This is a genomic window from Kordia zhangzhouensis (genome assembly GCF_001005305.1).
GTDB lineage: Bacteria > Bacteroidota > Bacteroidia > Flavobacteriales > Flavobacteriaceae > Kordia > Kordia zhangzhouensis.
The window spans coordinates 298,774-315,421 of sequence record NZ_LBMH01000005.1 but is presented as its reverse complement, the minus strand read 5'-3'; the positions used below and the strand labels follow the sequence as shown (position 1 = coordinate 315,421).

15 protein-coding genes are annotated in these 16,648 nt (G+C 34.1%); 9 read left to right on the top strand and 6 right to left on the bottom strand.

Annotated features, from left to right (window positions below; genetic code table 11):
- Positions 1-31 precede the first annotated feature (31 nt).
- A complete protein-coding gene (gene dnaK / locus AA088_RS10055) occupies positions 32-1,939 on the top strand; it encodes a molecular chaperone DnaK (RefSeq protein ID WP_046744848.1) in 1,908 nt (635 codons plus the stop codon).
- 50 nt (positions 1,940-1,989) lie between these two features.
- On the opposite strand, the gene recQ is transcribed toward dnaK, so the two are convergent.
- Positions 1,990-4,095 (bottom strand): DNA helicase RecQ, encoded by a 2,106-nt coding sequence (gene recQ / locus AA088_RS10050; RefSeq protein ID WP_046744847.1) that lies wholly within the window; start codon positions 4,093-4,095, stop codon positions 1,990-1,992.
- Positions 4,096-4,309: 214 nt separating this feature from the next.
- Complete coding sequence (locus AA088_RS10045) at positions 4,310-4,957, bottom strand: alpha/beta hydrolase (protein ID WP_316931683.1); 648 nt, start codon at positions 4,955-4,957, stop codon at positions 4,310-4,312.
- A 73-nt stretch (positions 4,958-5,030) separates the two neighbouring features.
- On the opposite strand from AA088_RS10045, the gene AA088_RS10040 reads away from it, so the two are divergent.
- The 5 genes from AA088_RS10040 to AA088_RS10020 all read left to right on the top strand — a co-directional run bounded on the left by AA088_RS10040 (position 5,031) and on the right by AA088_RS10020 (position 9,720).
- Positions 5,031-5,450: a hotdog fold thioesterase gene (locus AA088_RS10040; protein ID WP_046744846.1), complete on the top strand. Its 420-nt coding sequence runs from the start codon at positions 5,031-5,033 to the stop codon at positions 5,448-5,450.
- 12 nt (positions 5,451-5,462) lie between these two features.
- On the top strand, positions 5,463-6,554 hold the full coding sequence (locus tag AA088_RS10035) for a chorismate-binding protein (RefSeq protein ID WP_046744845.1): 1,092 nt from the start codon (positions 5,463-5,465) through the stop codon (positions 6,552-6,554).
- 33 nt (positions 6,555-6,587) lie between these two features.
- Positions 6,588-8,336: a 2-succinyl-5-enolpyruvyl-6-hydroxy-3-cyclohexene-1-carboxylic-acid synthase gene (gene menD / locus AA088_RS10030; protein ID WP_046744844.1), complete on the top strand. Its 1,749-nt coding sequence runs from the start codon at positions 6,588-6,590 to the stop codon at positions 8,334-8,336.
- A gap of 93 nt (positions 8,337-8,429) precedes the next feature.
- Positions 8,430-8,771, top strand: a complete 342-nt coding sequence (locus tag AA088_RS10025; protein WP_046744843.1) for a DUF2853 family protein — start codon at positions 8,430-8,432, stop codon at positions 8,769-8,771.
- A 118-nt stretch (positions 8,772-8,889) separates the two neighbouring features.
- Positions 8,890-9,720: a CvfB family protein gene (locus tag AA088_RS10020; protein WP_046744842.1), complete on the top strand. Its 831-nt coding sequence runs from the start codon at positions 8,890-8,892 to the stop codon at positions 9,718-9,720.
- Between the two features lie 83 nt (positions 9,721-9,803).
- Here the strand turns inward: AA088_RS10020 and AA088_RS10015 are convergent, their stop codons facing one another.
- The 3 genes from AA088_RS10015 to AA088_RS10005 form a co-directional block, all read right to left on the bottom strand.
- Positions 9,804-10,535 carry a LamG domain-containing protein gene (locus tag AA088_RS10015; protein WP_046744841.1) on the bottom strand — a complete coding sequence of 244 codons (732 nt, stop codon included), beginning with the start codon at positions 10,533-10,535 and terminating at the stop codon, positions 9,804-9,806.
- A gap of 76 nt (positions 10,536-10,611) precedes the next feature.
- Positions 10,612-11,868, bottom strand: coding sequence for a hypothetical protein (locus tag AA088_RS10010; RefSeq protein ID WP_046744840.1), 1,257 nt, complete (start codon positions 11,866-11,868; stop codon positions 10,612-10,614).
- 30 nt (positions 11,869-11,898) lie between these two features.
- Positions 11,899-13,017, bottom strand: a complete 1,119-nt coding sequence (locus tag AA088_RS10005) for a C1 family peptidase (RefSeq protein ID WP_046744839.1) — start codon at positions 13,015-13,017, stop codon at positions 11,899-11,901.
- Positions 13,018-13,120: 103 nt separating this feature from the next.
- Between AA088_RS10005 and AA088_RS10000 the strand changes: the two genes are divergently transcribed.
- Positions 13,121-13,960, top strand: a complete 840-nt coding sequence (locus AA088_RS10000) for a 1,4-dihydroxy-2-naphthoyl-CoA synthase (protein WP_046744838.1) — start codon at positions 13,121-13,123, stop codon at positions 13,958-13,960.
- A gap of 134 nt (positions 13,961-14,094) precedes the next feature.
- Positions 14,095-14,700 carry an outer membrane beta-barrel protein gene (locus AA088_RS09995; protein WP_082106675.1) on the top strand — a complete coding sequence of 202 codons (606 nt, stop codon included), beginning with the start codon at positions 14,095-14,097 and terminating at the stop codon, positions 14,698-14,700.
- A 20-nt stretch (positions 14,701-14,720) separates the two neighbouring features.
- Here AA088_RS09995 and AA088_RS09990 read toward each other — a convergent pair whose 3' ends face one another.
- Positions 14,721-15,536: a DUF695 domain-containing protein gene (locus tag AA088_RS09990; RefSeq protein WP_162199682.1), complete on the bottom strand. Its 816-nt coding sequence runs from the start codon at positions 15,534-15,536 to the stop codon at positions 14,721-14,723.
- A 155-nt stretch (positions 15,537-15,691) separates the two neighbouring features.
- Here AA088_RS09990 and menA point away from each other — a divergent pair, with 155 nt between their 5' ends.
- On the top strand, positions 15,692-16,621 hold the full coding sequence (gene menA / locus AA088_RS09985) for a 1,4-dihydroxy-2-naphthoate octaprenyltransferase (RefSeq protein ID WP_046744835.1): 930 nt from the start codon (positions 15,692-15,694) through the stop codon (positions 16,619-16,621).
- The last annotated feature ends 27 nt before the right edge of the window (positions 16,622-16,648 follow it).

The window sequence follows — 16,648 nt, the reverse complement described above, 5'->3', positions numbered from 1 at the left end:
CAACACAATAGATAAAAGTATAAATAAAGTTATGAGTAAAATTATCGGAATTGATTTAGGAACAACCAACTCATGTGTTTCTGTAATGGAAGGAAACGAGCCAGTGGTAATTGCAAATGCTGAGGGAAGACGTACAACGCCTTCTGTGATTGCTTTTGTAGATGGTGGCGAAATTAAAGTTGGAGATCCAGCAAAAAGACAAGCAGTAACAAACCCTACAAAAACGGTATATTCTATCAAGCGTTTTATGGGGAATAAGTATTCAGAATCTACAAAAGAAGCTGGACGCGTACCATATAAAGTAGTAAAAGGTGATAATGATACACCAAGAGTTGATATTGATGGTCGTTTGTACACACCTCAAGAATTATCGGCAATGATTCTTCAAAAAATGAAGAAAACTGCAGAAGAGTTCTTAGGACAAGATGTGTCAGAAGCGGTAATTACAGTGCCAGCATATTTTAACGATGCACAGCGTCAAGCAACGAAAGAAGCTGGAGAAATTGCAGGTTTAAAAGTTAGAAGAATTATCAACGAACCAACAGCTGCCGCGTTAGCGTATGGTTTAGATAAAAAAGGTCAGGATCAAAAAATTGTTGTTTTTGACTTTGGTGGAGGAACACACGACGTGTCTATTTTAGAACTTGGTGATGGTGTATTTGAAGTATTATCAACAGATGGAGATACGCACTTAGGTGGAGACGATGTAGACGAAAAAATCATCAATTGGTTAGCAGAAGAATTCAATAATGAAGAAGGAATTGATCTTCGTAAAGACGCTATGGCGTTGCAACGTTTGAAAGAGGCTGCTGAGAAAGCTAAGATTGAATTGTCTAGTTCAACAGCTACTGAGATTAACTTACCATACATCACAGCTACGGCAAGTGGTCCAAAACACTTGGTACGTTCATTATCAAGAGCTAAATTTGAGCAATTGATTGATGATTTGGTGAAAAGAACTATTGAGCCATGTCAAACAGCATTAAAGAATGCTGGATTATCAACTGGAGATATTGATGAGATTATCTTAGTAGGTGGATCAACACGTATTCCTGCAGTACAAGAAGCTGTTGAAAAATTCTTTGGAAAGAAACCAAGCAAAGGGGTAAACCCTGATGAGGTAGTTGCAGTCGGAGCAGCTATTCAAGGTGGAGTTTTAACAGGAGATGTCAAAGATGTATTATTACTTGATGTAACACCACTTTCGTTAGGAATTGAAACAATGGGGAATGTGATGACAAAGTTGATTGAAGCAAATACAACGATTCCAACTAAGAAATCACAAGTATTCTCAACAGCGGCAGATAATCAACCTTCGGTAGAGATTCACGTATTACAAGGTGAGCGTCCAATGGCTGCAGATAACAAAACGATTGGCCGTTTCCACTTAGACGGAATTCCACCAGCGCAACGAGGAGTTCCTCAAATTGAAGTAACTTTTGATATTGATGCAAACGGAATTATCAATGTATCTGCCAAAGACAAAGGAACAAACAAAGAGCAAAATATTCGTATCGAAGCTTCTTCAGGGTTAACAGAAGAAGAGATTGCGAAAATGAAGCAAGAAGCAGAAGCAAATGCGGAAGCGGATAAGAAAGCAAAAGAAACTGCAGATAAATTGAATAGTGCAGATTCTATGATTTTCCAAACAGAAAAACAATTAAAAGAGTTTGGTGATAAATTATCAGATGATAAGAAAAAGCCAATCGAAGCTGCATTGGAAGAATTGAAGAAAGCTTACGAAACGAAAGATGTTGCAGTAATCGATCCTGCATTGGAGAAGATTAATGAAGCTTGGAAAATAGCTAGTGAAGAAATGTACAAAGCACAAGCGGAAGCGCAACAAGCTGGCGAAGCAGGACAAGAAGTTTCTTCTGCAACAGCAGATAATAAAGATGGAGAAGATGTACAAGATGTAGACTTCGAAGAAGTAAAATAATCTTACATATTCATTTATAAAAAAACCGCTCACTGAGCGGTTTTTTTATATCAAGTTTCTTCTTTTTCTAAAATTGTTAATGCTATACGAATCGTAGCATATGGAATCGCTTCTTCAAAATAATCGTAATAAGGTTTTAATGCATCTGGACTATCAAGCTCTTTTTTCGCTTTGCGAATACTTTCTAAATCTTGTATGTCAATAAATTGCATCATGTCAATGTCTTTTCCTTGTGCATATAATTTAGAAAGATGTGAATAAATCGTGGTTTCTGCTAACTTTCGCTCGATGGCAATTTCTTCAATAGACATCCCTTTTTGGTACAATTCGTAGGTTTTCAGAGTCGTATCTACTTTGCGTGTCTTTTTCTTTTTTTCTTTGGAGAATGCTATAATTTCTTTGATGAAATCATATCCATAATTCATCATTTTTGCACGTCCAACACCATTAATTCGGATAAATTCTTCGTCAGACATTGGTCGCTCAGCTTCCATTTCTCGCAAAGTCGCATCGTTAAAAATTTGATACGCAGGAACATCTTCTTCTTGGGCAATTTGCAAACGTAATTTTCGCAGGCGTTCAAATAATGAATCTTTTTTTGCTTTTGTCTTTTTTGTTTGCTGTGCTTCTGTAATTTCTTTGATTTCAATTAAATTAGCCAACGCAACTTTTTTTCCTTTAAATAAAACGTCTTTAGCAAAAGTTGTTAACTTTAGTTTGTTGCTATCGTGAAATGCAATTTCTAAAAAACCTTGGTTGACTAATTGTGTGATGTATTGTTTCCAATCAAGCCAAGCAATATTTTTAGCGATTCCGTAGGTTTTTAATTCTTGATAGCCTTTATTCAAAATCGTTGCATTTTGTGCACCACGCAACACATCAATTACAGTACCAATAGGTTCTTGCTCTTTTACACGAGCCACAGCAGACAATGCTTTTTGCGCAATGACTGTTCCATCGAAAAATTGAGGAGGATTCAAACAGACATCACAATTACCACAGTCTTCACTAATGAGTTCGCCAAAATAGTTGAGCAAGATTTTTCGACGACAACTCAAAGCGTCTGCGTATTCTTTCATACGGTTTAACTTGGCAAGCTGTACATCTACATTTCCAGAATTTTCAGCAAATTTTTGTAATTGAATCACATCTCCGTAGCTGTGAAATAGTAATGTATCAGATGGTAGTCCATCACGACCAGCTCTACCAATTTCTTGATAATATCCTTCAATATTTTTTGGTAAATTATAATGAATTACCCAACGTACATTCGATTTGTCAATACCCATACCAAAAGCAATGGTGGCACAAATTATCTGGCAAGTATCATTGATAAAATCTTCTTGAATTTGCGAACGTTGTTCATGAGAAATTCCAGCATGGTATGCTATTGCATTAAACCCCACGTTTTGTAGTTTTTCTGCAACTTGCTCAGTGGTTTTTCTGCTCAAACAATATATAATCCCACTTTCAGCAGAACGCTTTGTAATGAAATTAGTAATTTGTTGAATGCGATTATTGGCAGGACGCACTTCCAACTTTAAATTTTTTCGATCAAAAGAAGCAATATGTTGTATGGCATTCGGAATATTCAACTGATTCACAATATCCTCACGAGTAGCCTTATCTGCTGTAGCGGTAAGAGCAATCATAGGAACTGTAGGAAAACGATTTTTCAAATACCCTAGATTTGTATAGGCAGGTCTAAAATCATGTCCCCATGAAGAAATACAATGTGCTTCATCAATTGCTATTAAGCTTATTTTTTGGCGATTAAAAATAGGTTCTAAATAAGATAAACTTTCTGGAGCAGTATACAATAAGTGAATTGTGCCTTCATCGATTTTTGCAAAAATATCTTGTTGTTCCGTTTCAGATTGACTACTATTAAGAAAAGCAGCCGAAATGCCATTAGTGGTCAGTCCGTCTACCTGATCTTTCATTAAAGCAATCAAAGGAGAAACAACAATTGTAATACCTTCTAATAATAATGCAGGCAGTTGATAACAAATCGATTTTCCACCACCGGTGGGCATAATTACCAGATTGTCATTTCCTTCAAAAATTGATTGTATAATCTCTTTTTGTAAAGGTCTGAAACTATCATAACCAAAATATTCTTTTAAAGTACTTGTAAGAGTAGTGTGAGCAATCATAGCTTACAAAGAAAATAAAAAAACGCATACTATTACTAATATGCGTTTTTTATGGATTGGTTGATTGGTTATTATAGTAAGCCTGAGTTATCTTAGGTTTTTTAGGAACACTATGATAGATGCTCAGTAATATTTTCTATATTCAAATGTAATGATAAACTACAATTATAAATTACGTGATATCCGTACTTAATGTAGGTATCAACAATACGATTTACTTTTTATCAAGTGTTTCAATCACTTTTCTAGACATTATATGTGCCCCATCAAAGATGTCAAATATATATTCATTACCAAATAAGGTTTGTACTTTTTTATGTTCGAGTTGCATACGTTCTTCTGTAAGGTATTCATCTCTATTCCCTACAATCAGGATTATTTTAGTTTCATTGGTATCAATATGACTGAAATCTTCTTTCTTTAACTCTGTGGGAATACTTCCTGCGTAAATAATCAATTGATCACAGACAATTTTTCTTCGAGCAATCCATCGCATAGCGACAGAAACTCCTTGAGAAAACCCCAATACATAAAAATTAACATGTGCAGGAACTTGCTCTGCTTGATATATTGCATCAAAGTTTCTTAGTACGTTTTCAATTTCTTGGGCTGTATTCTCTTTAGTTAACCAACTTGCGCCAACATATTTGTATTCATTCTTTAAATAATATTTAGAAGAAGCTTGTGGCGCAATGATATAATTTTCATCTGCGTTCAACGAACTAAAATAAGTAATAAAGTAGCGACTTAAATACCCAATTCCATGACAAACCCACCACACATTCTTTGTTTTAGGAGTTAATTTATTTAGGGTTGAATAGGTATTTGTAACTTGATAAGAGATTTCTTTTTCGTTCATCATATAATTTGTGTTCCTGTTTCGTATTTTTATGCTTTCAAAAATACAATACATTCTATCACTGTAAATAAAACAAATGAATTTTAATAAAGAAGCTCTTTTACAAAAACTCAATGCTATTATTCCGAACACGTTATTGGACACACTGCAAATTTCGTATACAGATGTGGGAGAAGATTATTTAACAGCTAAAATGCCTGTGAGTCCTCGAGTACATCAACCGCAAGGATTATTACACGGAGGAGCTACAATTGCTTTAGCAGAAACCGTAGGAAGTACAGCTTCTCATCTATTTATTGATGCTTCAAAATATAAAGTAAAAGGATTGGAAATTTCTGCGAATCACCTAAAAAGTAAAAGTGAAGGAGAAGTTTTTGCCACAGCTAGACCAATTCATAAAGGGAGAACAACACATTTGTGGGAAATTAGAGTAGAAGATGAAGAAGGTGTTTTAATCTCGCTTTGTAAACTCACGACAATCGTTTTAGAAAAATAGAATGATAAAATAATGATTGACAAACTTTCTGTTCATATAGAAAATAGGCTTCCTTTTGTAGTTTACCGAAAACCTAATGCTACCAATGTAAAAGCAGTGCTACAGAAAACCGATAAGTTGCATACAGTTTCGGATTTTACGGAAAGTGGTTTTGTAATGGCTCCATTTGATCATACAAGAGAAGCTATATTATTGCCTTTTGATGTAGTTTTTATGGGGAATTTAGACGATTTTCCAACCGCAGAAATGTCAAGTCAAACTGCAAATCCTTCTGCGGAAGCGAAAAAAGAACACCTGCAATTAGTAGCAAATGCTGTGCACCAAATTCAAAATTCTGTAGTTGAAAAAATTGTTGTATCTCGTAAGGAAGAAATCATTTCCGATACTGAACCGCTTGTATTGTTTAGACGCTTATGCGAAGCATATCCCACAGCATTTGTATACCTTTGGTTTCATCCTAAAGTGGGAATGTGGATTGGAGCAACTCCAGAGACTTTAGTACACTCTAGGGGAAAAACAATGACGACCATGTCACTTGCAGGAACGCGAAAATTTGAAGAAAACACTAAGGTTGCATGGAGCTCTAAGGAAATCGAAGAACAGCAAATCGTTACAGAATACATTTTAGATCGATTGAAAGAAGTAACTACACAAGTATCAGTAGATAAAGCAGAAACGCATCGAGCGGGTAGTTTATTGCATTTACGCTCTGTCATTATAGCTCGCATGAAACCTTCTACAACTATAGGCGATGTACTAAAAACATTGCATCCAACCCCTGCAATATGTGGTTATCCAATGGAAATGGCAAAACAATTCATTTTACAGGAAGAACATTATGATCGTGCTTTTTACACAGGATATTTGGGGGAACTAAATATACAAGAAGAAATAGCAAGAAATCGAAATCAAAAAAATCAAGAAAATAGCGCTTACCGAACAATTAGAACCCATTCGGAGTTGTATGTCAATCTTCGTTGCATGCAACTGATTCATACTAAAAGAATTCTATATATTGGAGGTGGAATTACCAAAGATTCTAATCCCGAATCTGAATGGCAAGAAACAGTTGCAAAATCGCAAATAATGAAACGTGTATTATAAAAAATGCATTGAAAATTGTATTTTTGCGAGTTGATGATATACTCTAAAATTCCACTAGCTCAAACCTTAGTTTCGCTTTGTATTGCCAAAGGTATTAATCATGTTGTGATTTCTCCTGGTTCGCGAAATGCACCGTTAACTCTTAGTTTTTCTCAACATCCGCAAATTCACGCCTATAGTATTGTTGATGAGCGATGTGCTGCATTTTTTGCAATGGGTATGGCACAGCAGTTATGTAAGCCTGTGGCTGTTATTTGTACATCTGGTTCTGCCATGCTCAATTATTATCCTGCTGTTGCGGAAGCTTTTTATAGCAATATTCCTTTAGTAGTAATTTCTGCTGATCGTCCTGAATACTTAATTGATGTAGGAGATGGACAAACGATTCGACAAAAACATATCTTTAAAAATCATATTAATTACGAAGCTAATCTTAAACAAGATATTACACATAAGCGTACCATTTTGGCCGAAACTCACCAACTTTCTCCAACTATGGAGCGTGAATTACAATTGGGAATTCAACAATACAATGAAAAAGAAATCAATAATGCATTAAATGCTGCAGTAGAACAAAAAGGTCCTGTACACATCAATGCTCCATTTGATGAACCGTTGTACGAAATGATATCAGAACCAACGGTTTTTCCAGATGTTTTTGAGCCAAAAATTGCTCAGGAGATTGATAGTGAAAAAATAGAGCAAGCGGCTAATATATGGAATTCGTCTACTAGAAAAATGGTACTTGTGGGAACTTTGCCTCCTAATACAATTGCTAAGGAATATTTAGAAATATTGGCACATGACCCGTCAGTATTGGTATTTACGGAAACAACTTCCAACTTACGTGATGATGAATTTTTCAATAAAATTGATCAGATGATTTTGCCTATTGAAAAAAATGAGGAAATGTTGGATAAATTTCAGCCAGAAGTATTGCTCACTCTAGGCGGAATGATTGTTTCAAAAAAAATAAAAGCAATTCTTCGGAAACGACAACCCAAACATCATTGGCACATTCACGAACACAGAGTATTTGATACATTTTTTTGTTTGGAATATTTCTTTAAGATGAATCCAAACCACTTTTTTGAGCTGTTTTTTGAAAAAAAACAACATATTGAAAGTTCGTACAAGTCATTTTGGAACGCTGTAAAGATAGATAGAGAAGAGAAGCAGCAAAAATATATGCAGCAAGTTCATTTTTCTGATCTTAAGGCGTTTGAAACAATTTTGTCTACCCTTCCTTCTTCATTAATTCTACATTTAGGAAATAGCTCAACTGTGCGCTATGCACAATTATTCGAAATTGATGCAGGAATTGAATTATTTTGCAATCGAGGAACGAGTGGAATTGACGGTAGTACTTCAACAGCTATAGGAAGCGCCGTCGTTTCAAAAAAGCAGGCAATGATTATTACAGGCGACTTGAGTTTCTTTTATGACAGTAATGCCTTATGGAACACTTATATTCCCAAAGATTTTCGTATTATCTTAATCAATAACCATGGAGGAGGAATATTTAGAATTCTTCCAGGAAATAAGAATACGGACAATTTTGATACGTATTTTGAAACTATTCATGGATTTACAGCTGAAAAATTAGCTGATATGTATCAATTCGAATATCTTACAGCTTCAGATGCGTCATCATTGACAAAAGCACTTGAAACTTTTTATAAAACAAGTGATACACCTAAGCTTTTAGAAGTTTTTACTCCTAGAACAGTGAATGATGAGGTGTTAATCGATTATTTTAAGTTTTTCAACGAAAAAAAATAACAAGTCCTTCCCCAAAAGTAAAAACTCTTGTAAGTCAATTACATTTGAAATGTATATTATTAATCAAATTTTATAATCAAAAATCAAAGTAAAATGAGCAAGAGAGACGAGCTAATTGCAAAATACGCAGCAGATTTAAAAGAAAAATGTGGTGTGACTGCAGATATGGATTTATTAAGAAAAGTAACAATTGGATGTGGTCCAGCTATTTATAACAAAGATGCTGCTACAGTTTCAGGGTCTGATCAGAAAGAATTGGCAACTGTAAAAAATAACTTTTTAATCAAAAAGTTAGGATTGGCTAACACCAACGAACTAGATAAAGGAATAGATGCAGTAATGGAGCAATATGGTCGTTCAAACAGATCAAAGTATAGAGCAGTAGTATATTATTTACTTACTGTACACTTTGGAAAAGAGGCAATCTACAATTAATTAGATTGTACTTCAATACTATTATATAATTCTTTTTAAGAACGTCATTCTTTTTGAATGGCGTTTTTTTATGAAATAACTTCACAGAAAGCGTACCTTTGGCGGAAATTTAAAGTTTATGATTCATTTAGGACAACTCAATATATTAGAAATTTTACGAGAAACACCTCCGGGACTTTTTTTGGGTGATGAGGAAGGAAACGAAATTTTGTTGCCTAACAAATATGTGCCTAAATCATTTGAGATAGGAGAAAAACTTACCGTTTTTGCGTATTTAGACAGTCACGAACGTCCTGTAACAACTACACTAAAGCCTTATACAAAGGTCAATGAATTTGCTTTATTGAGAGTGACAGCAGTAAGTGATTATGGGGCTTTTTTAGATTGGGGATTGGAAAAAGATTTATTTGTTCCTTTCAAAGAGCAAGCACGAGAAATGCAAGAAGGTAAATGGTATGTTGTATATTGTTATCTAGACGCAGAAACGAATCGTTTGGTTGCTTCAAGTAAAACAAATAAGTTTTTAAGCAATGAGGAGTTGACTGTAGAAAAGTTTGATGAAGTAGAGCTTATGGTGTCACGCTTTACTGAATTGGGTGTTGAAATGATTGTAAATCAGAAGCACAAAGGATTGGTGTATAATGATGAAATCTTCAGAGAGCTAAAATTAGGAGAAAAGTTAAAAGGCATTGTAAAAAAAATTAGAGAAGACCATAAAATTGATCTTTCTTTACAACAAATTGGCTATAAAAATATAGAACCTTCTGCACAAAAAGTATTGGATGCGTTACAACGAAACGGAGGACATTTGCCTTTACACGATAAAAGTGATCCAGAAGATGTGAAAAGGCATCTGCAAATGAGTAAAAAGAGCTTTAAGAAAGCCATTGGAAGTTTATACAAAAACAAACAAATTATTATCAATTCTGATGGAATTGAACTAAAGTAGTACGGTATTATTTCCCGACACAAAAAAAGGTTGTTTCATATTTTGAAACAACCTTTTTTAGATATAATACTTTGACAACTTACTTACTGTTCGTACAAGAACGAAACAAATTCGGTTGACTTGGCTTTACTATAAATACGAATATCGTCAATACTTCCGCTAAAAGGAAATTCGCCAGACAAATCGTTTCCGATTAGTAAAGGAGCAGAAGTAGTTTCTAATTCCCCTTTAATATATTTCATCATGGCAGGTTTTCCGTTAATATATAAATACATAGTATCATCCTTTAGAGTACATGTAACCATATACCATGTGTCTTTTATGTAGTCAAATTTTCGTAACTCTTGATTGATTCCGTAAGGAGCAATAGAAAAAATGATATCTTCAGTCACAACTTCATTATCATCTAATGGAGTATAACCAATTGAAATTCCGTAAGCAGCTTGATTCTTAGATTCGTCAGAAACATTTTTGTGAAGTACTTGTTGTAAGTGTTGAGCATTTGTTTTTACCCATAAATTAATCGTAAATTCATTGGTAAAATTCAAATGTTCGTTTGCAGGAATTTGAATATAATCATTGATTCCATCAAAGGCATACGCAAAGTTTGCATTACCAAAGCGATCTGAAGTTGGAGTTGCTCCTTTAGTTTGTGCATTGACTTGATAAGCACTTTCATCATTGGTATTGCCATCAAGTGGATAATAAGCAACCAAACTTTCAGAAAGATCAAAAATTGGCTCTTCTTCTTCAATACTGCAACTGCTGAAGACAAGAACGATTGCCAAACAGCTAATTAGTGAAATGGTTTTCATGTTGAATTAGTTTTTTTGATGATTGATGATAAAAAAAACTATATCAAAAATAATACCAAAGAAAGATTTATAAAGTTTAATTTTGCAGTTCTGGAAAATGTTCTTTTGCCCAAAGGCGATCAAATATATTTAGTGGAGCTGGCTGTGGTAACGAAATAGTTGAGTTAAAAAGTGGATGGTGCTCATACATGCCTAATTTTTTAAGTGTATACACAAGAAAAAAAGTTTGATTTGCCATTCTTGTGAAAGGTTCGTCTGTGCCAGGACTGTGAAAGTTATATAAAAGTATATTTGTCTTTCTGCTATCTAGTGTTAGATTATATTTATCAAGGTAATTATCCCGCATATATACAATGATACTTAGTTGATGAAACTCCTCTAAAATATTCAATAACTCTATAGCTTCATGAGATTTAGGGGCAACTTTTCGAAGGTGCAAATATGCTTGAAACGGAGTAATATAGGCATAGGATTCTCTTTTGTTTTTGTAAAATCCTTTGAAATTGTGAATCAAGATTTTTTCCATAATAATCGTATCAAGAGAAATGTTATCATTTGTATAAAAAGCCCCACGAGTTTTTTCGAGCAAGTCTAAAGCACGTTCTGTACGTAATTCTTTTAAAGAAAGAATGGTTTCTGCCGAAAATTCAATGCTGTAAGCACGTTTTGCATATTCAACTTCTTGTGCCACATACACAATTTCTTCATTGTGAACTTTCTCAAAAGCAATTTCCGCTATTTTGTATTGAGAAACATCTACAAAACTTATCAAAGCTGCCAATATATAACTAATCACAAACGCTTTCCACATCCATGATTGCGCTTTTATAGTTCGTATAATTTCTGTCCAAGAAACAAAAAATAGGTATATAGGAATACAGATAAATAGATATCCAAAAGTTTCGAAAATCGACAAGTCTATTTCGGGAAATTGAAACAAAAAGCGAGTAATATATACCATCGTAGCATACCAAACCATATATTCGATAAATAGTGAATGCTTCGTGATTTTTATAGAAGAGAAATGATTTTTACCATTAAAATACTTGGAAGGTATTGAAAACCAACAACGAATCATGGCACTATTTCCGAAGGCAATTGAGAGCGTTATCAAAAACAGTTTTTGGTAAAATAAACTAGCTTCGGAAACCTTGGGAACATCATAACCCCATAAAACCATAAAAAGATCAACAGCTTCTGTAAATAGAAAAACAAAGCAAAAAAATAATGCAGCGTATAGAAAACCGTAGACAATACCTAACCAAAATCGGAAAACTCCAATCTTGGATATTGTTAGCTCCTGTTTATATATGATTTTTTCCTTTGATCGCATATTCTATCAGTCAAAAACTGATAGTGTATGTTACAAATTCAATTTTTTACGTAAGGTTTTTGGCAATGCATCCTTGTGAACCATAATTGAGATTGTTTTCAGTTTAAAAAATGCTTCACTCATGTTGACATGTCCATCGTTTGGCACGCGCTCTGTATTGCTTCCCCATGAATTTTTTACTCTAAAATAGTCATTTCCGTTTTGATCTGTAGCCATACCAGTAATATGCATTAAATGGTCGTCAGTTGTGGTATAGTTTTCAAATTCTTGTTGACGATAATTGGGAGTAATGTTTTTTTCTTTGCGAATTTCTGCAGAAAATTCTTCTCTGCGAATAGCATCTTCAGGAATTGTAGCAACAGCATACTTTGCAGAAAAAGTTGATTCTGAAACATCGCAATCGAGCTCTACAGTATATCCTGTTTTTAAAGCATTTTTCGTTGCAGCAACCAATTCATCTAAAGTGACATTATAAAAGCTTCCGTTAGAAAAATTATCAGGAATGTTTAAAATAAATGGTTTATAATATGGTTGGTGCGTAAATGAAGTCAGGGTTACGTAATCATCAGGATTAATTTTAGTCATTTCTAAAAAAGACTTCGGAGTATATGTTTTTCCTTGATATGTAAACGATTCTGGTCGCTTTCCTAAATATACATCTAACACATTTTCAATAGCGGCTTTCCAGTTTGAAGACAATTTTCCAGCAGGATTTTTAATATACACGTCCAACATCGCTTTTAAAACAGCAACCATTTCAGCGTGATTATGATATTGCTGCAGCGCTTGCAAACCACTGTACGCACTAGTAGGAACCAATCCATGTGATTTAACCGAATTCATCACATCATGCGCCAATCCGCCTTCGCTAAATTGTGCTTTTCCTTGTCGCATCACATAATTCCATGCTTTTTTTGGGTATGTATTACGAACGTTGTACATTTCTGAAATATCAATCTGTTTTCCAGTCAATCGAATAATTTCAGATTCTAAAAATGAAGAAGTTGAGAAGCTCCAGCAAGTTCCTGTTTGTCCTTGACTAATTACGGGAGTAGCTTCTAAATCTACCGTTGTTGTAAATTGGTAATCTTGTGCAAAAGTCACCATTGTAAAGCAACTTAAAAAAGCAGAAATAAATATTCTTTTCATTAGAAATGTATGTGTTTTATGTTTATCAACAGATTAGAATTTGAATAGATAATTCTTGAAAACTGTGTAAAATGAATTATTTTTACGCAAAATACCAAAAACTATGAGTAAACCAAACTGGAAAACGGTAAAAGAATACGATGATATCACCTATAAAAAAGCAGATGGCGTTGCCAGAATAGCTTTTAATCGACCAGATGTGCGCAACGCATTTCGTCCGCATACCACAAGCGAATTGTTGGATGCCTTTAAAGATGCGCATGAAGATGTAACTATTGGCGTAGTATTGCTTTCTGCAGAAGGTCCTTCGTCAAAAGATGGTGTGTATTCGTTTTGCAGCGGTGGTGATCAAAAAGCACGTGGACATCAAGGGTATGTTGGCGAAGATGGATACCATAGATTAAACATTCTAGAGGTACAGCGTTTAATTCGTTTTATGCCTAAGGCCGTAATTTGTGTAGTACCAGGTTGGGCAGTTGGTGGCGGACATAGTTTGCATGTAGTATGTGATTTGACTTTGGCTAGTAAAGAACATGCAATTTTTAAACAAACCGATGCAGATGTAACTAGTTTTGATGCAGGTTATGGTTCTGCTTATTTGGCTAAAATGGTAGGACAGAAAAAAGCGCGTGAAATCTTCTTTTTAGGAAGAAATTACTCTGCACAAGAAGCCTACGAAATGGGCATGGTCAATGCCGTGATTCCGCATGATGAGTTGGAAGATACAGCGTTTGAATGGGCGCAGGAAATATTGGCAAAATCGCCAACTTCTATAAAAATGCTCAAGTTTGCCATGAATTTGACTGACGATGGAATGGTTGGACAACAAGTATTTGCAGGTGAAGCGACTCGTTTGGCATATATGACTGATGAAGCCAAAGAAGGACGTGATGCCTTTTTGGAAAAACGTAAGCCTAACTTTGAGAAAAAGTGGATTCCATAAATTAGTTAAGGAGAAGTAAACTGTTATTTCTGTGAGTTGTATTGAGTGCTGTCAAAAATTAGGCAACAATCTTTGATGTCTTCTATTTTTGATAAAATTAGATTCATCAATCAAATAGTTAAAAGTATTTACCTATGAAAAAACTATTTTTTGTCTGTTTGTTTTTTCTGAGTTTCTCGGTTGTACAAGCCCAAAATAAAGAACGAAAGTTTGATATAGGAATTCATTATCCGTTATCTACAGGTGATAATTTTATGGTGTTTGCGTATGACGGATTGATTGGTTTGGATATTCGATATCAGGTTACAGATACGAAACTTATTTCGCCAAAACTTGCTTTTTCAGTAGATTATTTCATTTATAATTTTGTGGAAGGTGTTAATGGAGGTGCATTGTTATTAAAACCCAAAGTTATTGGAGAATTCAATCTTGAAAAATTTCCACGATTAAAACCGTTTGTATTACTTGGATACAGTTTTTTTACGACGTCTCTCAATGCTGCCAATCGAAACTTCGATTTTGGAAATCCGGATCCAATTATACAACCCAATGGGGATCGTTTTACAGATACTCAAAATGGTATAAATTGGGGATTTGGTGCTGCATATGATGTTTCAGATAAGTTCTATATAGAAGTTTCTGCTGATTTTATTAAATTAGATTTAGATGGTGAAACTTCGGGAAATCGCTATAACGAAAACATTCATACGGTGAATTTTGGTATAGGTTTTAGATTATAGTTAAAAAAAAAACAGAAAGTTTAATTATTTTTCTTTACTACATAAGTTTCCCAACCATCATATTTTCCATTAAATTGTTTGGTAAGTTTGATGATTTCTGTAGTGAATTTCATGACATTTTCTAAAGTAGTAGAATTGTTTCTAGAGAATTTTATTTCATAAGGAAAAGATGTGCTATTTACATTCTTTTGATGTTCAATTGTAAACGATAATTTTTCAATTTCACGAGCAAATAAATTCATGTCATTTTGCGAAGTAAATGTTGCGTAATGTTCTATCTTTCTAGGAGTAGTTACATCATCTCCAGCATTTTTTAATTGAATTACCGTATCTCGATTTGACATGAAATTTTTAATCTCATCATTCGGATATAAAAAATTACGGTACAAGTCCCATGAAGAATCATCTTTTACAAATACCTCATATTTTTCACCACGAAATTGCTCTCGAAATAATTTGTCAATATGTCGTTCAATATCGGAAGCATCTTTTACATAATAATATTCAAAACGGCTACCATCATACATAAACGACCCCACATATTTACTGTCTGAAACTGATTGCATTTTATCGTAAATAGCATCTTTAATGCGGTACAATTTCTTTAGTTTATTTCCAATTGGAAAATCACTTTCTTGGGTTACTCTATACTTAATTTTTACATAAAATAGAAAATCATAGCCATTAATTGGCGCTTTATCAATCAAATCCATTCGTAAATTGGTAGAACTCACACCTTTTTCCTGTTTGGCTTGATACGTATTCCAAACCTGTGCTTCTTGGGCATTCATAAGAAATGTGCACATTAAAAGTAGTACGAAAATAGAATTTTTCATGTTTTGTATGCGTAATGAAGTTGCAAAGTACATAAAACTGCGAGTTTGTGTAGCAAAATTAATAGAATATTATCATTTTAATCAGAATCAAAAACAGCATGTATACTCTTTTGCATCGCTTTATAAAAGTGTATCTTTACAAAAATTAAGCACACATGATAAAACCTTGGCTAGCCGCCGCACGATTACGCACATTACCTTTATCTGTTTCTGGAATTATTGTAGGCTGTGCATTGGCTGATTTTTCAACTTTTGATCGTTCATTATCACATCTAAATTTTCCAACACGAGAAGGAGCAAATTATACAATTTTTATACTTTCTATTCTCACAACCATTGGGTTTCAAGTATTATCAAATTTTGCGAACGATTATGGTGATGGCATTCGTGGAACAGACGCTGATAGAGAAGGCGAGCAACGCATGGTTGCTTCGGGAATCATTTCTCCTAAGCAAATGAAAAGCGCAATGGTTATTACAGCAATCATCACGTTGCTACTTGCTTTATGTGTTATTTATGTTGCTTTTGGAAGTGAAAATTTTAAGTATTCAATACTATTTCTCTTTTTAGGAATCACAGCAATCATTGCTGCGGTGAAATATACTGTTGGAAAAAGTGCCTATGGATATTCAGGCTTGGGTGATGTATTTGTATTTCTCTTTTTTGGATGGTTAAGCGTAGTTGGAAGTTACTTTTTATACACAAAATCATTGAATTTTGATATTTTCTTACCTGCAACGGCTGTGGGATTGTTAAGTGCGGCTGTACTAAATTTAAACAACATGCGCGATCGAATTAAGGATAAAGCACACGGAAAAAATACTTTAGTCGTTAAAATTGGAAGTCAGAACGCAAAATTATATCATTACTCGTTGATTATTGGTGCATTGTTGATTACCGCATGGTATATCGGTAGAAACTATCATTCGCCAACGCAATTCATCATTTTTATTGCTTTTATTCCATTGGTCATGAATATGATTGTTGTTGGCAAAAATATCATTCTCAAAGAATTAGATTCTGAACTTAAAAAAGTGGCACTAAGTACCTTTTTATATGCGATAGTATTCGCTATTTTTAATTAGAAATCAACTTTAAAAAAACAAAAAACC